This is a genomic window from Microbacterium sp. RD1 (assembly GCF_052220165.1).
In the GTDB taxonomy this organism is placed as follows: domain Bacteria; phylum Actinomycetota; class Actinomycetes; order Actinomycetales; family Microbacteriaceae; genus Microbacterium.
On sequence record NZ_JBQPOL010000001.1, the window covers coordinates 26,604 to 46,117 of the forward strand.

The 19,514-nt window shown below is 69.8% G+C and carries 18 protein-coding genes; 9 read left to right on the forward strand and 9 right to left on the reverse strand.

The genetic code is table 11. The features are described from left to right. Positions 1-10: 10 nt before the first annotated feature. The 5 genes from ACTU3I_RS00125 to ACTU3I_RS00145 are packed head-to-tail and all read right to left on the reverse strand — an operon-like array spanning position 11 to position 5,849. On the reverse strand, positions 11-1,111 hold the full coding sequence (locus ACTU3I_RS00125) for a CaiB/BaiF CoA transferase family protein (RefSeq protein ID WP_442923559.1): 1,101 nt from the start codon (positions 1,109-1,111) through the stop codon (positions 11-13). Beyond that, positions 1,108-1,827: an ABC transporter ATP-binding protein gene (locus ACTU3I_RS00130; RefSeq protein WP_442923560.1), complete on the reverse strand. Its 720-nt coding sequence runs from the start codon at positions 1,825-1,827 to the stop codon at positions 1,108-1,110. The genes ACTU3I_RS00125 and ACTU3I_RS00130 overlap by 4 nt, the downstream gene beginning before the upstream one ends. A 1-nt stretch (position 1,828) precedes the next feature. Further along, positions 1,829-2,584, reverse strand: a complete 756-nt coding sequence (locus ACTU3I_RS00135) for an ABC transporter ATP-binding protein (protein WP_442923561.1) — start codon at positions 2,582-2,584, stop codon at positions 1,829-1,831. After that, positions 2,581-4,575 carry an ABC transporter permease gene (locus ACTU3I_RS00140; RefSeq protein ID WP_442923562.1) on the reverse strand — a complete coding sequence of 665 codons (1,995 nt, stop codon included), beginning with the start codon at positions 4,573-4,575 and terminating at the stop codon, positions 2,581-2,583. Before ACTU3I_RS00140 ends, ACTU3I_RS00135 begins: the two co-directional genes overlap by 4 nt. A gap of 23 nt (positions 4,576-4,598) precedes the next feature. Further along, the gene (locus tag ACTU3I_RS00145; protein ID WP_442923563.1) at positions 4,599-5,849 is read right to left on the reverse strand and encodes a hypothetical protein; all 1,251 of its coding nucleotides are present in this window, start codon (positions 5,847-5,849) and stop codon (positions 4,599-4,601) included. A gap of 205 nt (positions 5,850-6,054) precedes the next feature. On the opposite strand from ACTU3I_RS00145, the gene ACTU3I_RS00150 reads away from it, so the two are divergent. After that, positions 6,055-6,795 carry an SDR family NAD(P)-dependent oxidoreductase gene (locus tag ACTU3I_RS00150; RefSeq protein WP_442923565.1) on the forward strand — a complete coding sequence of 247 codons (741 nt, stop codon included), beginning with the start codon at positions 6,055-6,057 and terminating at the stop codon, positions 6,793-6,795. A gap of 71 nt (positions 6,796-6,866) precedes the next feature. On the opposite strand, the gene ACTU3I_RS00155 is transcribed toward ACTU3I_RS00150, so the two are convergent. Further along, the gene (locus tag ACTU3I_RS00155; protein WP_442923566.1) at positions 6,867-7,331 is read right to left on the reverse strand and encodes a DUF1772 domain-containing protein; all 465 of its coding nucleotides are present in this window, start codon (positions 7,329-7,331) and stop codon (positions 6,867-6,869) included. After that, positions 7,328-7,759, reverse strand: coding sequence for an ester cyclase (locus tag ACTU3I_RS00160; RefSeq protein WP_442923567.1), 432 nt, complete (start codon positions 7,757-7,759; stop codon positions 7,328-7,330). The genes ACTU3I_RS00155 and ACTU3I_RS00160 overlap by 4 nt, the downstream gene beginning before the upstream one ends. 121 nt (positions 7,760-7,880) lie before the next feature. Between ACTU3I_RS00160 and ACTU3I_RS00165 the strand changes: the two genes are divergently transcribed. The 4 genes from ACTU3I_RS00165 to ACTU3I_RS00180 all read left to right on the forward strand — a co-directional run bounded on the left by ACTU3I_RS00165 (position 7,881) and on the right by ACTU3I_RS00180 (position 12,394). Continuing rightward, positions 7,881-8,483: a TetR/AcrR family transcriptional regulator gene (locus tag ACTU3I_RS00165; protein WP_442923568.1), complete on the forward strand. Its 603-nt coding sequence runs from the start codon at positions 7,881-7,883 to the stop codon at positions 8,481-8,483. A gap of 59 nt (positions 8,484-8,542) precedes the next feature. Beyond that, positions 8,543-9,631 (forward strand): alpha/beta fold hydrolase, encoded by a 1,089-nt coding sequence (locus ACTU3I_RS00170; RefSeq protein WP_442923569.1) that lies wholly within the window; start codon positions 8,543-8,545, stop codon positions 9,629-9,631. A gap of 120 nt (positions 9,632-9,751) precedes the next feature. Then, positions 9,752-10,597 carry a class I SAM-dependent methyltransferase gene (locus ACTU3I_RS00175; RefSeq protein ID WP_442923570.1) on the forward strand — a complete coding sequence of 282 codons (846 nt, stop codon included), beginning with the start codon at positions 9,752-9,754 and terminating at the stop codon, positions 10,595-10,597. A 75-nt stretch (positions 10,598-10,672) separates the two neighbouring features. Then, on the forward strand, positions 10,673-12,394 hold the full coding sequence (locus ACTU3I_RS00180; RefSeq protein WP_442923571.1) for an acyl-CoA dehydrogenase: 1,722 nt from the start codon (positions 10,673-10,675) through the stop codon (positions 12,392-12,394). A 32-nt stretch (positions 12,395-12,426) separates the two neighbouring features. On the opposite strand, the gene ACTU3I_RS00185 is transcribed toward ACTU3I_RS00180, so the two are convergent. Then, positions 12,427-13,539 carry an FAD-dependent oxidoreductase gene (locus tag ACTU3I_RS00185; RefSeq protein WP_442923572.1) on the reverse strand — a complete coding sequence of 371 codons (1,113 nt, stop codon included), beginning with the start codon at positions 13,537-13,539 and terminating at the stop codon, positions 12,427-12,429. Beyond that, on the reverse strand, positions 13,536-14,927 hold the full coding sequence (locus ACTU3I_RS00190; protein WP_442923573.1) for a M20/M25/M40 family metallo-hydrolase: 1,392 nt from the start codon (positions 14,925-14,927) through the stop codon (positions 13,536-13,538). Before ACTU3I_RS00190 ends, ACTU3I_RS00185 begins: the two co-directional genes overlap by 4 nt. Before the next feature lie 89 nt (positions 14,928-15,016). Here ACTU3I_RS00190 and ACTU3I_RS00195 point away from each other — a divergent pair, with 89 nt between their 5' ends. The 4 genes from ACTU3I_RS00195 (at position 15,017) to ACTU3I_RS00210 (ending at position 19,506) form a co-directional block, all read left to right on the forward strand. After that, positions 15,017-16,192 carry an aminotransferase class V-fold PLP-dependent enzyme gene (locus ACTU3I_RS00195; RefSeq protein ID WP_442923574.1) on the forward strand — a complete coding sequence of 392 codons (1,176 nt, stop codon included), beginning with the start codon at positions 15,017-15,019 and terminating at the stop codon, positions 16,190-16,192. After that, entirely contained in the window at positions 16,189-17,670 is a 1,482-nt protein-coding gene (locus tag ACTU3I_RS00200; protein ID WP_442923575.1) for a carboxylesterase/lipase family protein, read from the forward strand. Before ACTU3I_RS00195 ends, ACTU3I_RS00200 begins: the two co-directional genes overlap by 4 nt. Positions 17,671-17,797: 127 nt before the next feature. Then, positions 17,798-18,721 carry an amino acid ABC transporter permease gene (locus tag ACTU3I_RS00205; protein WP_442923576.1) on the forward strand — a complete coding sequence of 308 codons (924 nt, stop codon included), beginning with the start codon at positions 17,798-17,800 and terminating at the stop codon, positions 18,719-18,721. After that, positions 18,718-19,506 carry an amino acid ABC transporter ATP-binding protein gene (locus tag ACTU3I_RS00210; RefSeq protein ID WP_442923577.1) on the forward strand — a complete coding sequence of 263 codons (789 nt, stop codon included), beginning with the start codon at positions 18,718-18,720 and terminating at the stop codon, positions 19,504-19,506. Before ACTU3I_RS00205 ends, ACTU3I_RS00210 begins: the two co-directional genes overlap by 4 nt. The last annotated feature ends 8 nt before the right edge of the window (positions 19,507-19,514 follow it).

A 19,514-nucleotide genomic window follows, 5' to 3' on the forward strand; every position in this document is an offset into this window, starting at 1 on the left:
GTGTGTGTTGCTAACCGGCGGCCGCGCCGACAGTGCGCTGCCACTGCGCCGCCACGTGCGAGACAGAAGCGGGGCGCACTCCGGCCGTCTGCGGCTGCGACGAGCTGCGGGAGAACCGCGGTGCCGGACGCACCTCGATGGCCCCGGCCTCCTCGCGGAACACTCCTCGCCGTCTCATGTGCGGATGCTCCAGCGCTTCGTCCCACGACAACACCGGTGCCACGCACGCGTCGGTTCCGTCGAAGCGAGCCACCCAGACGTCTCGAGAGCGGGTGGCAAGTGTCGCCGCGAATCGCTTCCGGAGCACCGGCCATCCGGCAGGATCCCACTGCGCGGGAAGGTCGTTCCGGTCCAGTCCCAGCCCAGCGAGGAACTCCGCGTAGAACTGGGGCTCGATCGGAGCGACGGCGACGTAACCGCCGTCCGCGCACCGGTACGTGTCGTAGAACGGCAGCTCCCCGCTCAGGGGCCGCTGCACTCCGTCGATCCCCGCCAGCGGGCGGGAGCGGAAGTCCCAGAGCATCTGCGAGAGCACACTCACACCGTCGACGATGGCTGCGTCGACGACCTGGCCGCGGCCTGACGAGACCCGCTCGAGGAGCGCGGCCAGTATCCCGGTCACGAGGAAGAGCGATCCGCCGCCGAAATCGCCCACGATATTGGCGGGGGGCACCGGCTTGCCGTCGGGTGCGCGTATGACCGAGAGCGCGCCGGTCACGGCGATGTAGGTCAGATCGTGTCCGGCGCGTGCGGCGAGAGGGCCGTCCTGTCCCCACCCGGTCATCCGCCCGTACACGAGCCCTTCGTTGCGCTGCGCGCAGTCGTCGGGTCCGAGTCCCAGTCGCTCGGCGACTCCCGGGCGAAAACCTTCGACGACGACGTCGGCGGACGCAATGAGGTCGAGGATGCCGTCGCGCTGACGGCGGTCCTTCAGGTCTGCCGTCACGACGCGGCGCCCCCGCTGGACGCCCTGCGACGGCGGCATCGGGGCACTCGGCGGCTCGATCCGCACCACGTCGGCTCCGAGATCGGCCAGCATCATGCACGCGTGCGGCCCCGGACCGACGCCCCCGAGTTCGATCACCCGGATGCCGTGGAGCGCACCGGTCATCGCTGCTCCTCGCCGCCGAAGTAGGCCGCCTCCAGGCGGCTCTGGTCGGCCAGGAGCGAGGCCGCGTCATCCTCCAGCACGACCTCGCCGCGTCCGAGCACCATCGCGCGGTCCGACGCGGCCAGGGCGAGTTGCGCGTGCTGTTCGACGAGCAGCACACCCATCCCCTCCTCCTTCGCCAAATCGCGGATCTTCGGCAGGATCTGCTGCACGATGATCGGGGCGAGCCCCAGGCTCATCTCATCGATGATGAGGACCCGCGGAGAGAGCATCAGGCTCTTCGCGATGCCCAGCATCTGCTGCTCGCCGCCGGAGAGGAGCGCGGCCCGCCTCCCCAGGAGATCGCGGAGCGCGGGGAAGTACTCGAGCACGAGGTCCCTGCGCTGGCGCGACGACCTGCGGGATGCGAGCCGGAAATGCTCGTCGACGGTCAGCTCGGGGAAGATGCCGCGGTCGTCCGGGATGAGGGCGACCCCCGCGCGCGCCAGCGCGGCGGATCTTCCCGGTCGAGACTCGATGCCCAGGCAGCGCACCAGCCCCGCGGTGTGCGGGAGGATGCCCACCAGGCCGAGCAGCGTGGTGGTCTTCCCCGCTCCATTCGCGCCCAGGAGCGTCAGCACCTCGCCGGCGTGAAGGCGCAGATCGACGTCGCGGACGGCGGACACGCCGCCGTAGCCGACAGTCAGACCCTCGGCCTCGATCAGCAGTTCGGCCATGTCACCCCTCCACCGGTGATCCGAGGTACGCGGCGACCACCCGGGGATCGCTGCGGACCTCCGTCGGCGTCCCTCGGAAGATGAGCCGGCCGAATTCGAGCACGTAGACGACATCGCACACGCGGAGCATGAGATCGACGTCGTGGTCGATGAGGAGGGCTCCCGGGCCGTCGGAGACGATGCGACGGATCCGGTCTGCGAACTGGAGGCTCTCGGTCGAGTCCAGCCCGGCCGCAGGCTCGTCCAGAAGCAGGATGGAGCATCCCCCCGCCATCGCCCGCGCAACGCCGACGAGCTTTTGCTGGCCGAGGCTGAGGGCACCGGCCGACACGGAAGCGAGACCCGGGATGCCGACGGCGTGCAGCAACGGCTCGACGCCGGCGTCGATCGATCGCCGTGGTGCGAACAGATCGCGGGCGAGCGTCGACCACGTGGGCGGTCGCGCGGAGGCGAGCACGTTCTCCGCCACCGTCAAGCTCGCAAACAGCTCCCCGGACTGCCACGTTCGGGACAGTCCTGCCTGGCGACGGCGGTGCGGGCGCATCCGTGTCAGGGAGACGCCGTCGAGCGTGATCTCCCCCTGCGCCGGCGCGAATCCGGTGAGCGCGTCGACGAAGCTCGTCTTGCCTGCGCCGTTCGGGCCGATGAGGCCGACCACCTGCCCGGGCTCCACGGAGAGATCCACGTTGTCCACCGCGGTGACGCCGCCATAGCGCACGGTGACTCCGCTGGCCTGAAGGCCTCGTGAACCAGTCACGCGCGCACCTCATTCTCATCGCGGAGCTCGACCGGCGCATCCGGCGGGGCGTGGGGGGATCGACGGCGCGCTCTCACCGCGTGCAGGAGGTGCTGCGCGGCGCCCACGGCTCCGAGGGGGTTCAGGATGGCGGTGAGGATGAGGAGAACGCCCGCGACCAGGGCGTACACGTCGCTCATGCCCCACACCTGGTCCACGATCGTGTGCACGATACCCAGGGGCGCCAGGGCACCGGCGACGATGGCACCGGGCCAACTGGTGATCCCGCCGATGTACGCGAACGCCAGGATCTGCAGACCGACGAAGACCGTGAACGAACTCGACGAGAGCTGTCCGTGCGAGTACCCGATCAGACAGCCGGCCACCCCCGCGACGAACGCGGAGACGGCGAACCCGGTGAGCTTGGTCAGCCGCACGTCGATCCCGGCCGACGCCGCCGCGCGCTCGTTCGCGCGAACAGCGAGGAAGGCACGACCCATGTCGCCCGACGCGAGGCGGATGAAACCGATCAGGATGACCGCCGCGACCGCGAGCACGAGCAGCGAGAACTCGAGACGGCTCACGTCGGTGCCCTCCCGGATGCCGAGGTCGATGCCGAACAGCCCGGGTGCCGCGATGAGGTTTCCCTCCGGCGGGGTGAGGGCGTAGTTGTTGAAGACGAACCGCTCGATCGCGAGAGCGGCAGCCAGCGTGACGATCGCCAGCTGGGCGCCGCGGATCCGTAGGGCCGGGACGGCGACGATCACGCCGAGGATCGTCGGGATCAGGGCGGAGAGGAAGATCGCGATCGGAAAGGGCAGGCCCATCCCTTCGCCGATCTTGGAGAGCACGAATCCCGCGGCACCGGCGAAGGCCACCTGCGCGAGGGAGATCTGCCCGAGGTAGCCCGTGATGATGACGTACGACAGAGCCAGCAGCGCCATGATCAGCGACATGGTGATGCCGAACCGCCATGCACCTCCGGTGACCACGAGGATGCCGGCGCCGATGGCGAGCAGGGCCAGTGTCGGCAGTGGCCGGAGGCGAGGGATCGCCACGTCGGGGAGCCGCACGGACTGCAGCGACCCGCGCGCGGGCAGACGTTTGCCATAGAGCGCCAGCACCACCAGGACGATCAGGAGCGGCAGCACCTGATCGATCCCCGACGCCGCCCACTTGGGCCACCACGGGGTCGCCGCCAGGAAGGTGAGGATCGACTGGATCATCCCCAGCGCCAGGCCGAAGGCGGCAGCAATTCCGAGCGATGACATGCGTGCGACGAGCATCACCGAGAGGGCGGGAACGATGAACAGCGTGAACGTCAGCGGGTTGAGCCCGGTCGCGGTGCTTCCCATGACTCCCCCCACCACCGCCACGACCCCGGCGAGTACCATCGCGACCGCCGCCAGCCTGCTGGGGGCGTACCCCATCAGGATGGCCGCTCGTTCGTTGCTCTGGGCGGCACGCGTGGCCACCCCCATGCGTGTGAAGCGCAGATAGCCCGCGATCAGCGCGACGACCACGAGGACGATCGCCGTCATCCAGAGGTAGTCACCGGTGACCCGCACCCCTGCGATCTCCAGCGCATCGGAGGGGAGGAAGCCGGGTACTCGCTGGCCGCCCGGTCCGAACCGCAGCACGACGAGCGCCTGCAGTGTCAGCATCACCGCGATGGACACCACCACCTGCGCCAGCTCGGGCGCTCTGCGCACGGGCTTGAACGCTCCGAAGTAGATGACGAGAGCGATGCCTACCGTGGAGAGCACTGCGAGCAGCAGTGCCACGCCGGGACCGGGGTCGCTCCCCCCGAGCGGGATGTCTCCGATCGGAAGGACGAGCCTGCCCTCGTTCCTCACGAAGGTGTAGACGTAAACGCCCCACATCGCCGTGGTGCCCATCGCGAAGTTGATGACACCGGTCGCCCGGTACACCAGGATGAGGCCGGTCGCGAGACCCACATAGATGACCCCGACCCCGAGCCCGAGGACGGCGAACTGCACTATCGACGTCATGAACTATCCGCTGCGTCCGTGGCTTACGTGAGGGTGTCGATGATGACCTGGGACAGGTCGGTGAAGCCCTCGGCGTCGCCGGGCTTGAGGGTGCCGTCCTGCTGCACGACGAAGTAGATCGACTGCGAGCTGCACGCGGTCGGTGCACCCGGCCACTGCTCGCCGTCGCACGTGATCTGCGGTCCGAGGAACATCTGCTCTCCGGCGATGCCCTCCAGCGCAGCCGTGACGCTCTCGGCAGTGACGTCCCCTTCTACCGTGGCGAGGGCGCGGGCGGCCGTCACGAGCCCGGCGAAGGCATACGTGGCGCGAGCGGAGATCTGGTCCTCGGCGCCGACGGCGGCCATGGCATCGGTGAACGCCTCGATCTCGGCGGCTACCGCCTCGGGAGCGTGGTCGAGTGCCAGGGGACTCCACAGGCGGGGGACGGTGTACGTTCCCGCGGCGTCGGGGCCGAGTTCATCGATGTACTGCGAACAGGAGCCGACGAAGATCTTCCCGTCCGGGTCCTGCTGACGCAACGCTCCGAACAACTGCGTGCAGCCCTCTTCGGGAAGCGATACCGACCCGGTCATGTCGGGCTCGCCCTGAAGCTGCGCGGCGGCGACTGCTGCCCAGTTCGCCTGCGCGGGATCGACGTACTGGATGGTCATCTCGACGCCCAGCGCGTCGGCGAGGGGAATCAGCACGTTGTCGATGTAGGTGTGGACGCTGGGGGCGTCCGTGACGGCGTAGCTCGCCGTCTCGACGTCCTCCTGCTCCCAGATGTTGGCCAACCCCGCGGCCGTGATCGCGAGGGGCCCGGTGAAGAAGAATCCGGTCGGATACGGGGCGGTCTCGCTCTTGGGGTCGCCCGCGACCGTTCCCGCCCACGGGATGCCCGCCTCCTCGAGGATCGGGCGACCGGCACCGGTGCTGAGGTCGTAGGGATCGAGGACGAACGCGTACCCGGCGCTGACGAACTCATTGGCACATCCCACGCCGGATTCCGCGCTGCCGTTCGTCACGCACGTGTGGACATCGAGTGGCCGATCGCCGATACCGCCGAGCTCGTTGTTCACGTACCACTCCGCGGCGCGGACGCCAGCCTCCACCTCAGGCCACGCGTTCGATCCGGAGGACGGGGCGTACGAGCCGATCGAGATCGGCTCGCCTTCTGGAGTCGCATCCCCCGCCGTCGAGGCCGGCGCGGCGCTGCCGGCGCACGCGCTCAGGAGTAACGCGGTGGCGCCGACGGCGCTCACCAGGGCGGTGCGCTTGCGCGAAGTGAACATCGATTGCTTCCTCATTCCTCGTTGAATCAGTGCAGTCCGTGCGAGCCCCGTCACCGGGGGCTCCCTCGAAGCGGGCCGTCGGGATCGCCCGCCCCTCTTGTGTGATGACGTTAGTGATGACACATATGTAAGTCAAGAGTAAGCTCGCTCGCCATCGACAGGATGAGCTGCCCGAGAACCGATTCGGGCGGGAGAGGAGCCGAGGATGCCGCGATTTTCCCGCAAAGTTGCGCTGGTCACGGGAGCGGCGGGCGGCATTGGCGCATCCGTTGCCATCAGGTTCGCGCGCGAAGGGGGCACCGTCGTCGTCGCCGATGTGAATCTCGTTAAAGCAGATGAAGTCGCCGATGAGGTGCGCACAGGCGGTGGGACGGCAACGGCGTGGGCCCTGGACGTCTCAAGCGAGGCGTCGTGGCGACGAGCGGTCGCCGAGACGGTCGATCTGTACGGTCGCCTGGATGCCCTGGTCAACTGCGCCGCCGTGGCGGACGGCCGGACCATCGACACGACGTCTTTCGAGAGGTACCGCGATGTCGTGGCCGTGACGCAGGGCGGCGTCTTCCTCGGGATGCATGTCGCCGGGCCCGAGCTGAAGGCTGCAGGAGGCGGCTCCGTCGTCAACGTCGGCTCGATGTTCGGCCTCGTCGGGGGCTTCGGAACCGGACCCGCCTATCACGCGGCGAAAGGCGCCGTCCGCACGCTCACCAAGAATGTGGCTCTCGCGTGGGCAGCCGACGGAGTGCGGGTCAATGCGGTCCATCCCGGATTCATCGACACCCCCCTCCTCGGCACCATGGATCGCGAGGTCCTCACGCGGTCGACCCCCCTCGGCAGACTCGGCACACCCGACGACGTCGCCGCCCTCATCCTCTTCCTCATCAGCGACGAAGCGGCGTTCATCACGGGGAGCGACATGACCGTCGATGGGGGCTATACGGCGCGGTGAGCCCTTCACTTGCGTGAATCGGCTGCTAAACCTCCCGGTTTCGCAGCCGATTCACGCAAGGGGACGTCGTGTCAGACGAGGAGGCTGACGCCGAGCGCGAGCACGGCGAGCCCCTGCAGGGTCGCGCGCAGCGTGATGACGCGGTCCCAGGAGCGCTGCAGGGCGCGGGCGTCCGGAAGCGTCTCGCTCCGGTCGGCGGCCGCCGTGAAGCGGCGATTGATGGGCGCGCTGATCCGCGCATAGAGCAGCAGCCAGATGACGAGCAGGACGAGGGCGACGCCCGCGAGCACGGCGGCGACAGGGCGAGCGGCGAGCGCGGCGAGCACCGTCGCCGCGAGAGCACCGACGAGGCCGACGACGCCGGGGACCGGCATCCGCTTGTCGCCATAGCGATGGACGTTTCCCGCCGCGGCGGTGAGGGCGGCGTCATCGAGCCGCGCGAGGGCCGGGCGCAGCACGAGCGCGCAGAACACGTCGGTGCCGTAGACGACGCCCGCACCGAGGATCGCGACGAGCGCGGCGATCTGGCCGATCATCGGTTCGAGGTCTCCTCGGGGCCGACGGCGGGCACGGCGCCGATCTGCTGGAACACCTCGAGCGAGTTGATCTCGTCCCAGTGCTCGACGAAGACACCGTTCTCGACGCGCCAGATGTCGATGGTGCGCATCTCGACCGGGTTGTTCGTGGCAGGAAAGCCCATGAGCTCTCCGGTGTGGGTGCCACGCGTGACGAAGCGACCGACGACCCGGTCGCCGGCGACGATGAGGTCCTCCATCGTCGTGGTCAGACCCGAGATCGCGGCGAAGAACGACCCCCAGAACTCGCGATTGGCCTCGCGACCGTCGGCGACGAACGCGTTGTGATTGACGTAGTCCTCCGCGAGGAGCTCGTCGACGAGGTTCGCGTCGTGCGTGTTCAGCATCGTGACGTATTTCTCGGCGAGGGTGCGTCCTGTCTCGTCCATTGGAATCTCCTTCTCTCCCCGTCCGTCGAGGCGACGAGACGATGTGGTAGCGACGCTAACCCCTGAGGATCGCCAGTGTCAATAGCATTGCTACCTTTTCTATCGTTGCTAACATGGGCGCATGAGTGGAGAAGAGCGAGTACAGCGTGAGCGCGCGGCACGCCGAGCCATGATCGTGTCGGCGGCACGCGACCTGGCAGAGAAGGAGGGCTGGGATGCGGTGACCACGCGGCGTCTTTCCACCGAGATCGAGTACAGCCAGCCGGTGCTCTACAAGCACTTCGCCTCGATGGAGGACATCGTCGCTGCGGTGGCCCTCGAAGGCTTCGCTCATCTCGCCGAGACACTGGCCCGGGCGCGCACCGACGCCGTCGATCCGCTGACGGCCCTGCGCCGGGTGGCGCACTCCTTCCGTCGATTCGCGGTGGACAACCCCGCCCTCTACGACGCGATGTTCGCGCGTTCGTCGCAGCTCACGTTCGCCCAGGAGAGCACGGCGACGCCCATGGTGCACGCCTTCGCGGAGCTGCGCACGGCTGTCGCGGATGCGCTCGGCCACGACGATGTCGACACGCTCACCGAGGTGCTGTGGGCCGCATTGCACGGCTTGGCCACGCTGGGGCGCGGCGGCCGGCTCCGACCGGGACTCGACGACCAGCGCGTCGATCTCCTCGTCGACCAGTTCGTCTCCGCCCACGCCGCAGGCCCGCGCACCGCCCCCTAGCGACACCGATCTCGCAGTGCGGGGGTGTGCGGTCGGCGATCGACTCCTATGATGGCCGCGTGGACAGGCTCAGAGCCGATGCCGTCCAAGACATCCGGTTCGCACGATCCGCCGACGGGGTCGGCATCGCCTACGCCGTGCACGGCTCGGGGCCGCCGCTGCTGATCGACGCATGCTGGCTCAGTCACCTGCAGTTCGACTGGGAGAGCCCGGTCTGGCGCCACTACCTCGTCGAGCTCGGCAAGGTCGCGACGGTCATCCGCTATGACGAGCGCGGGCACGGCCTTTCCGACCGGGGCGTCACCGACCACAGCCTCGAAGCGCGCGTCGCCGACCTCGAAGCCGTGGTCGAGGATGCGGGGCTCGGGCCGTTCGCCCTGATGGCCATGGCCCAGGGAGGACCGGTCGCGATCGAGTACGCGGCGCGTCATCCCGAGCGGCTCACGAGGCTTCTCTTCTACGGGAGCTACTCCGGCGCCCAGGCCGCGGCCACTCCCGAGGAGCTGGAGCTGCTCGCCGCCTTCGAGGCGCTCATCAAGGTCGGCTGGGCGCGTCCGACGTCGGAGTTCCGCCGCGTCTTCAGCAGCATGATGATCCCCGGGGGGACGGAGGAGCAGATGCGGTGGCTCGACGACCTCCAGCGGCGTGCGTGCGACACCGAGACCGCCGTGATCTCCCGCGCGCAGCGACAGGTGAGCGACTCCACGTGGCGGCTTCCCGCACTCGATCTCCCCACGCTCGTCATCCACAGCCGCGGCGACCAGATGAACGAGTTCCACCATGCGCGACATCTCGCTGCCAGCATCCGCGGCGCGCGCTTGGTGGCCCTCGACAGCGACAACCACATCGTGCTCGCCGACGAGCCGGCGTGGCCCGCATTCCTCCGCGAGGTCACGGACTTCCTCGAGGCCGACCGCGCCGCCCCGGTCGAGGCGGACGCGCCGGATGTTGCGGCGCTCGTCACACCGCGCGAACTCGACATCCTGCGGCTGGCGGCCGCCGGGCACGACAACGAGGCGATCGCGACGACGCTCTTCCTTTCCGTGCGCACCGTGGAGCGGCACCTGCAGAACGCATACGCCAAACTCGGGGTGAGCGGGCGGTCGGCCCGCACCGCCGCCGTCGCGCGGCTGCTCTCGCGCGCGTGACGCCTACGCGTCAGCCGCCATCCCCCTCACGCCGCCCGCACCGAATGCGCGTCGGCGCTGATGCGGCGTACCGTGCGCGATTCCTACCGTGGGGACACCCATTCCGACAGGAGGAATCAGATGTCATCATTCACCAGCACGACCCGGTCGCTGACCGCGACGGAGGAGGACCGGGCGCTCAAGGCCAAGCACGCCGCAATGTGGGCGAGCGGCGACTATCCGACCGTCGCCGACGAGGTCGTCCACACGCTGGGCGGCGTTCTCGTCGACACGATCGGCGTTCAGCCAGGATCCCGCGTCCTCGACGTGGCAGCCGGCACCGGGACGTCGGCCATCCCCGCCGCCCGGCGCGGGGCGACCGTCGTCGCCACCGACCTCACCCCCGAGCTCCTCGCCGTCGGCCGGGCAGCCGCGGAAGCGGAGGGCCTGGCGCTGACCTGGCAGACCGCGGATGCCGAGGCTCTGCCGTTCGCCGACGCGGAGTTCGACGTCGTCATGTCGAGCATCGGTGTCATGTTCGCCCCGCACCACCAGCAGGCCGCCGACGAGCTGGTCCGCGTGACGAGGCCGGGCGGGACGATCGGCGTGCTCAGCTGGACGCCGAGCGGGTTCATCGGGCAGCTCTTCGCCACCATGAAGCCGTACTCGCCGCCGCCGCCCCCGGGCGCCTCGCCCGCCCCGCTGTGGGGGAGCCTCGAGCACGTTCGGGAGCTGTTCGGCGATCGTGTCGAGAACATTGTCGCCTCGCAGCAGGTGCTCCGGGTCGACCGCTTCTCCTCGGGTGCCCAGTTCCGCGACTTCTTCAAGGCGAACTACGGACCCACGATCGCGGTGTACCGCTTCCTCGCCGATGACCCGGCGAAGGCCGCCGCCCTCGACGTCGACATCGCCGCACTCGGCGACCGGTTCCTCGCCGCCGACGTCATGACGTGGGAGTACCTCGTGGTCACCGCCACCCGGCGCTGACGAGGACTCGACGCGAGACGGAGTTTCATCTAGAGTGAGACTCCGTCTCAGCGTTCGTCTCATGAGGGAGCCACCATGCCCGCGTCTGCCGCCGACTATCGTCCCCCGGTCGAGGACTATCAGTTCCTCTTCGGTCAGGCTTTCGGGCGCGACCTCCTCGCGCAGGCCACCGGGGGCGAGCTCACCGCGCAGGACGGGGTCGAGATCGTCGCCGCCGCCGGGGATTTCGCCAGTTCCGTCCTCGCCCCGCTGCAGGACGCCGGCGATCGGGAGGGCGCTCGCCTGGAGGACGGGCAGGTGCACCTCCCCGCCGGGTTCGCCGAGGCGTACCGCGCCTTCGTCGAGGCGGGGTGGATCACCGCCGAAGCCCCGGTGTCTGCCGGCGGCGACGGACTGCCCGGGGCGGTACGAGCCGGGCTGGGTGAGATCTGGAACGCTTCCAACGCCGCCTTCGCACTGTGCTGGCTGCTGACCGCCGGGCAGATCCACGCCCTCGACGCCGTCGCATCCGAGGAGATCCGCCGGCGCTACCTGACCAAGCTCGTCTCGGGCGAGTGGACCGGCACGATGAACCTCACCGAGCCGGAGGCCGGCACCGACCTGGGCGCGATCCGCACGATCGCGACACCGCGCCCCGACGGCTCGTGGGGTCTTCGCGGCCAGAAGATCTTCATCACGTGGGGAGACCACGACGTCGCCGACAACATCGTGCACCTCGTGCTCGCCCGCACCCCGGATGCCCCGGCCGGCGGCAAGGGGCTGTCGCTGTTCGTCGTTCCGAAGTTCCTCGTGAACGACGACGAGACCCTCGGCGAGCGCAACGCCGTGACGACCGTCGCCATCGAGCACAAGCTCGGCATCCACGGGAGCCCGACGTGCGTGCTCTCGTACGAAGACGCGACAGGCTATCTCGTCGGCGAGCTGCACGGCGGTCTCGCCGGAATGTTCGTCATGATGAACTCCGCCCGTTCCGCCATGGGCTTCCAGGCGACCGGGATCGCCGACCGGGCCTACCAGAAGGCGGTCGACTACGCGGCGGAGCGCATCCAGGGCCGGGTGCTCGACCGCGCCGAGGGCACGTCGATCGCCGAGCACCCCGACGTGCAGCGGCTCCTGCAGTCGATGTCGAGCAAGATCTTCGCGATGCGCGCCGTCGCCGTGTACGCGACCGACCTCTTCGATCGCACCGATGACGCCGACGCCCGCACGCTCGCAGAGCTCTTCGTGCCGATCGTCAAGGGCTGGAGCACCGAAGAAGCGCAGCGGATCACCAGCGACGCCATCCAGGTGTGCGGCGGCATGGGCTTCATCGAGGAGACCGGGATCGCCCAGCACTACCGTGATGTGCGCATCACGACGATCTACGAGGGCACCACCGCGATCCAGGCCAACGACCTCCTCGGCCGGAAGGTGCTCCGAAACGGCGGCGCCACGGTGGACCGGCTCCTCGCCGAGATCGACGAGACGACCGCGCGACTGCGGGCCGCCGAGCAGCCGGTGGCCACTCGCACGGCCGAGCGGCTCGACCGCGCCGTGGGCGCGACGCGGAGAGCGACCGCCGACCTGCTGGCGTTCGGTGCGACGCGTGACGCGTACGCCGTTGCGGTGCCCTACCTCCTGCAGCTCGGCACGCTCGCCGGAGGATGGATGCACGGTCTCGCTGTGGTCGCCGCGCTCGCCGACACGACGGTCACGCCGGATGCAGCCCGCCTGGAGTCCGCGGACTTCTACGGCGCGCACCACCTGCCCGCTGTGCACGCTCTCGCCGAGACCGTCGCGGCCGGCGAGGTGGCCTGAGCGGACGGTCAGCGCGAGCAGGGACCGACGCCCTAGGCGGGCACTCGATCGATGCGGAACGTCCGCGGCGCCGGCACGTCCCGGGCGAGATCCGCGAGGATCCGACCCACGACGGGCGTGAACTTGAAGCCGTGTCCGGAGAATCCGGCGCCGATGACGATCGGCCCGACGCGGTCGAGGATGAAGTCCTCTGTCGGGGTCGTCGTGTAGGTACAGCTGATGGCCTCGAACCGGTCGGGGTCGGCACCGGGCACCCATTCGGAGACGTACCGACGCAGCCGGTCCATCTGGCCCGGCTCGTACGTGAAGGTGCGCGCGTCGGGGTCGGTCACCGGCCCCGATCCGTGCCATCCGACCTTGATGCCCTCCCCCGGGGTGCGCATGCCGTACACGGTGCTGGCCCACCAGGCGTCGCGATCGCCCGGTTCGGGTGACTGCATGAAGCCGGGCCATGTCCTCTCACCCGCGCGCTCGGCGAAGTGCGCGGGCTGCTCCTGCGTGACCCGCAACGCGGGAAGGGTGATGTCGCCGGGCACGATCTTGCGGGTCCAGGCCCCGGCGGTCACGATCGCCCGGCGAGCACGGATCGTGCCGCCGTCGACGTGCACGGTCACCGCATCGAGCTGTGGTTCGATCCCCCGCACCGTCGTCTCGAACCGGAACTGCGCCCCGGATGCTTCGGCGCGTGCGCGGACGACACGGAGCGCATCCGACGCGCGGATGCGACCGGCCTCCCGCGTGTAGAGCACCGGCCCGGCGAAGCGGAGCCCCGGCCACCTCTCACCGGCGTCCTCGGGCGCGAGGAACTCGCTCGCGATCTCGTGGCGACGGTGCGCGTCGCGGATGGCGTGGAGGGGGCCCTGCGCCCCGTGATGCACGAGGCCCACGCGATCGATGAGGGTCTGCCCGGATTCGGATTCCAGCTGCGCCCACAGCGCCCGCGTCTCCCGGAGCATGCCCTGGTAGACGTCGTCGGCATAGGCCGCGGTGATGTTGCGCGTAGACCCGTGCGAGGCCCCTATGGTGTGACCCTCGGCGAATTGCTCGAGCACCACCACGTCGCGACCGGCTGCGGCGACGTGCCACGCGGCCGCGGTTCCCATGGCACCGGCACCGACGACGACGACATCGACCTCTTCGATCATCGCTCCTCCTCCCCTTCCAGACGCAGCAGGAAGAGCGTCTCCGCGGCGATCGCCTTCTCCAGAACGCTGAGAGAGAGCGACTCGTTCACCCCGTGCGCGCGGCTGGCGGGATCGATGATCCCCGACATGAGGATGGCGGCCTCAGGGAATCGGTCGGCGAGCTCGGCGACGAGCGCCACCGATCCGCCGCTGCCGAGGCGTTCGGGGGCAGCGCCCCACCCATCGTCCAGCGCCTGCAGGAGAAGCTCTTCGGCCGGATGATCGGCGGGGGTGAAGACGCCCCGCGCGGCGCCGCCGTCCTCGATGCGCACGTGCGCGCCGAACGGCGTGTGCGCCGCAATGTGGGCGCGCAGCGCCTGCCACGCGTCGTCGATGGACTGCTCGGGCGCGAGGCGCACCGTGACCTTCGCCGAGACGGAGGGAAGGAGCACGGTCGGCGCCGACCGGGGGTCAGGGAGGTCCATCCCGGTCACGGTGACGGACGGATGCCGCCAGAGTCGGTCCGCCAGCCGGCCCGACCCGATCGGCTCCACGCCGTCCAGCACGCCCGACGACGCTCGGTGCGCGGCCTCGTCGAGGTCGAAGGTCGAGCCCGCGCCGCGGAGGAGGCCCGCGACCGCCACCGAGCCGTCGGAGGCGTGGAAGCTCGCGAGCAGCCGGGCCATCGGCATCATCGCGTCGGGATAGCCGCCTCCATTCGCCCCGGCGTGCACCGCATCCGCGTGCGTGGAGACGGTGACGACGAGATTGATCTGTCCGCGGAGGCTGTGCACGAGCGCGGGGACGGTCTCACTGCGGTTCTCGGAGTCGGCGATGACGACGGCGTTCACCTCGCCGACGTCGCCGAGGGCGGCGAGGACGTCGGGAAAGGTCGGCGAGCCTTCCTCTTCCTCGCCCTCGATCACGACGGCGATCCCCAACCGAGGATCCGGACGCAGCCCGAGGAGCGTCTCGAGCGCGCTCACGTGGACGACGACCCCGCCCTTGTCGTCAGCCGAACCGCGCCCGAGGATCCGCCCGTCCTCGCGCACTGGCTCGAAGGGGGCGGCGCGCCATCCGCCCGATTCCGCGGGCTGGACATCGTGATGCGCGTACAGCAGCACCGTGGGAGCGCCCTCGCGGGCGGGTCGCACGGCCAGCACCGCCGGCCCGCCCGCTCTGCCGTCGGCGCGGCGGCCGGTGACGACCTCGACGCGGGGGAAGAGACCCGTGGCCGCGAACAGCTCTGCGACCGCCGCAGCCGACTCGCCGAGCGCGGCCGCGTGATCGGGGCCGGCGATCGAGGGGATGCGGACGAGGCCGCTCAGGCGGTCGACCGCGTGCGGCAGGGTGGCTTTCACCGCGGTGCGCACCGACTCCGCGAGGGATGGCTGGGAGCGATCGGGCATCGATTCTCTTCCGTCTTGTCCATTTGATTCGAAGGATGACTAATGTAGCGATTATGGCACCTGTCGTCTCATCCACAACGCCTCTCTCCGTGTCCGAGGTCGACGCTCTCCGTGCGGACACCCCCGGAACCGCGGAGGCGGCCTACTTCATGAGCGCGGGAGCCGCTCTGGCGCCGCTTCCGGTGGATCGGGCCATCCGCCGCCACCTCGACCTCGAGCTGCGGATCGGCGGTTACGAGGCCGCCACCGCCCGACACGACGAGCTCGAAGCGGTCTACGGCTCCGTGGCCAGGCTCATCGGCGCGGCCCCGGACGAGATCGCCCTCACCGAGAACGCGACAGTGGCGTGGCAGCTGGCGTTCTACTCCCTTCCGTTTCAGCCCGGCGATCGGATCCTCACGGGAGAGGCCGAGTACGGCGCCAACTACGTCGCCTACCTCCAGGTGCAGCGCCGGCACGGGGTGAGCGTGGAGGTCGTGCCGAGCGACCCGCACGGCCAGATCGACACGACCGCTCTCGAGCAGATGATCGACGAGCGCGTGCGGCTGATCTCCCTGACCTGGGTGCCGACCAATGGCGGGCTCGTCAATCCCGCGGTGGAGGTGGGTCGGATCGCGCGCCGACACGGCATCTTCTACCTCCTCGACGCCTGCCAGGCCGTCGGCCAGCTCCCGGTCGATGTGAGCGAGCTGGGGTGCGACGCGATGTCCGCGACCGGCCGCAAATTCCTCCGCGGCCCCCGGGGGACGGGCTTCCTCTTCGTTCGGCGGGAGGCGCTCATCTCCCTCGAGCCGCCGATGGTCGACCATTACTCGGCGCCATGGACCGCGCTCGACCGCTACACCCTGCGAGACGACGCCCGCCGGTTCGAGACGTGGGAGAACTCCTACGCGCTGCGGGCGGGCCTGGGCGCGGCGGTGGACTACGCCCTCGCGATCGGGATCGACCGCATCCGCGAGCGCACCAGCGCGCTCGCGGAGCGTCTGCGGCACGGGATCGAAGACATCCCGCGTGCACGGATGCTGGACCTCGGCATCGAACGGTGCGCCATCGTCTCGTTCGCGCTGGATGGCGTGCCCGCCGACGATCTGGTTGCGGCCGCCCGAGCCGAGCGGATCGTGGTCGGCACCTCCGGACCCCACAGCACCCTCGTCGACGCGTCGCGGCGTCATCTGGGCGTGATCAACCGCGCCTCCCCGCACTACTTCAACACCGAAGACGAAGTCGACCAGCTCGTCGGGTTCCTTCGGGGGCAGGCGAGATGACCGCATCCGCCGACACCGTCTCCGTCACCGGCGGCCTCGTGCGCGGGACGACGTCCGACGACGGCGTCCGCGCCTTCCTCGGCATCCCGTTCGCGGCGCCGCCGGTGGGCGCCGATCGATTCCAGCCTCCCCGTCCCGTCGTGCCGTGGCCCGGCGTGCGACCCGCCGATCGTTTCGGCCCCACCGTGCCGAAAGCGCGACTCTCCCCCCACTTCGAGCAGATGTGGCCCGAGCGGTGGATTCCGGGGGACGAGTCGCTCAACCTCAACGTGTGGGCACCCGCCGCAGCCGACATCCCCGCCCCCGTCCTCGTCTGGATCCACGGCGGCGGCTTCACGAACGGATCCGGGTCGGCGCGCGAGCTCGACGGGCACGCGTTCGCCGCCGACGGCGTGGTCTGCGTGACCATCAACTACCGCGTCGGACCTGACGGCTTCCTCGCCCTCGACGACGGCATCGCGAACGTCGGACTCCTCGACCAGGTCGCCGCCCTGGAGTGGGTGCGCGACAACGTCGCCGCCTTCGGCGGCGACCCGGGCCGCGTCACCCTCGCCGGGCATTCCGCCGGCGGGTCGAGCGTGGCGTGCCTGCTCACCTCGCCGCGCACCGACGGCCTGTACGCCCGCGCGATCATCCAGAGCACCTCCGGCATCGCACGCCTCACCGGTCCCGCGTTCGCCCAGCGGGTGGCCGTCGACCTCGCCCAGCGCCTGGGGATCGCCCCCCGACGCTCGGAGTTCGCCCGCGTGCCGACTTCCGACCTCCTCCACGCTGTCGGCCGGCAGCAGGGCGAGCTGGCCGGATGGGGCGGCGAGGCCGCGACGATGGCGCCCTGGGCGCCGCAGCCGGACGGCGATGTGCTGCCCATCGATCCGATCGGAGAGATCCGAGCCGGTCGCGCCGCGACGGTGCCGCTTCTCACCGGCACCACCCGCGACGAGTTGCGACTGCATCTGACCCCCGAGTACCTCGCCACGATCGGCACCGAGGAGCTCGTCGCGGAGGCGGCCGCCTTCGGTCTGACGTCGCGAGAGGTTGCGATCTATCGCGACCGCCGACCTGCCGCGACGGCGGGCGACGTGCTGGCGGCGATCGAGACGGACTGGTACTTCCGGCGCCCCATCGTCACCTTCGCCGAGGCCCGCGTGGAGGGGGGCGCGGCAGACACCTGGCTCTACCGCTTCGATCACCCCGAGCCCGACGAGAACGCCGGATACGGCGCTGCCCACGGCGTCGAGGTTCCGTACGTGTTCGCCACGACCCACATCGGCGAGACCCACGCGCGCATCGGAGCGCACCCCTCGGCTGCCGTCGAGCGATTCATCCACCGCACCTGGGTCGACTTCGTCCGTGGCGCCGCCCCGGCGTGGCCGCGATACGACCTCGGGAATCGGATGACCGCGCTCCTCACCGACGTCGCGGAGGCGGCCTCGGATCCGGACGGCGAGGAGCGCGTCGCGTGGAGCGTGTTCCGCTGAAGCGACCCTTGACCCGCACTTAGAAATCCATCTAATCTTTCACCACGGAGCGCCGGCGCTCCCCCGACCCTGGAGGCGCGACATGCTCACATCCCCAGCGGCCCCCCCGGGCGCCTCGCACGAGTCCGTGCGAGCGCGTCCCGACCTGCCCCTGCGACGAGCGCACCGGATCGGCGAGACGCTCGCCACCCTCGCGGTGGCCGCCCTCGGTGTGGCGTTCGTGATCTGGTGCGCCACCAACGAGGGGTTCGGCTGGCAGTACGTCGGCGAGTACCTCTTCGCCCCCGGCATCCTGGTGGGGCTCGGCAACACCCTGCTCCTGACCGTCGAGTCGGCCGCCATCGGCCTCGTGCTCGGCACCCTGATCGCGGTCATGCGCCTCTCGCCCATTCGTGCGCTCGCCGTCCCGGCCTGGTTCTTCGCTCTGTTCTTCCGCGGCACTCCGCTGCTGGTGCAGGTGATCTTCTGGTACAACCTCGCCGTCCTCATCCCTCGCGTGGAGCTGGCGATCCCCGGGATCGGGACGGTGTTCCACGCCGACGTGAACGCGATGATCACGCCTCTGACAGCGGCGCTGCTGGCTCTCGGCCTGAACGAAGCCGCCTACATGTCGGAGATCATCCGTGGGGGCATCCTCGGCGTGGACCGCGGGCAGGTCGACGCCGCGAAATCCCTCGGCATGAGGCCGGGGCGCATCCTGCAGCGGATCCTGCTGCCGCAGGCCATGCGCACGATCATTCCGCCGATGGGCAACGAGATCATCGGGCTCCTGAAGGCGACGTCCCTCGTGAGCGTCATCGCGGTGTCCGACCTGCTCTTCGCCGCTCAGGCGATCTATTCGCAGAACCTGCGCATCATCCCGCTCCTGATCGTCGCGTCGATCTGGTACCTGGTGGCGACCACGGTGATGTCGATCGGGCAGTTCTATCTCGAGCGGTACTACGCGCGAGGGACGACCCGGACGACGGCGCCGACCTTCCGGCAGGTGCTGACGTCGTCGATTGCACGATTCCATGCCCCGCAGGCCACGCGGAACGGAGGCGACCTGTGAGCGAGCCGATGGTGATCGCGCACGACGTCCACAAGCAGTTCGGATCGCTCGAAGTGCTCAAGGGCGTCTCCTTCGAGGTCGAGAGGGGCGAGGTCGTCTGCCTCATCGGGCCCTCCGGGTCGGGGAAGAGCACGCTCCTGCGCTGCGTGAACCACCTGGAGGCGCCGACTTCGGGATGGGTGTCCGTCGATGGTGAGTTCGTCGGCTATCGCCGCGTGGGCGACAGGCTGCACGAGCTTCCCGAAAGACAGGTCTGCGCCTACCGCGCCGACGTGGGAATGGTCTTCCAGTCCTTCAACCTCTTCCCGCACATGACCGCGCTGCAGAACATCGTGGAGGGTCCCATCCGGGTGCGCGGCGAATCGACCGCCGTCGCGCGCGACCGGGCGCGCCGACTCCTGGACCGCGTCGGCCTGGCGCACAAGGCAGACCGGCATCCCAAGCAACTCTCCGGTGGTGAGCAGCAACGCGTCGCGATCGCACGCGCCCTGGCGATGCAGCCGAAGGTCATGCTGTTCGACGAACCGACCTCTGCTCTCGATCCGGAGCTCGTCGGAGAGGTGCTCACCGTGCTGCGGGACCTCGCCGCGGACGGAATGACCATGATGGTCGCCACCCATGAGATCGCCTTCGCCGCCGACGTCGCCGACGCCGTCATCTTCATGGATCAGGGGGCGATCGTCGAACACGGCACTCCCCAGGCGGTGATCGGCGGATCCCGCAACGAGCGGACGCGTCGTTTCCTCAGCAATGTCCGCCGAGAGGCTCCTGCCCCGACCGATTGACAATAGAT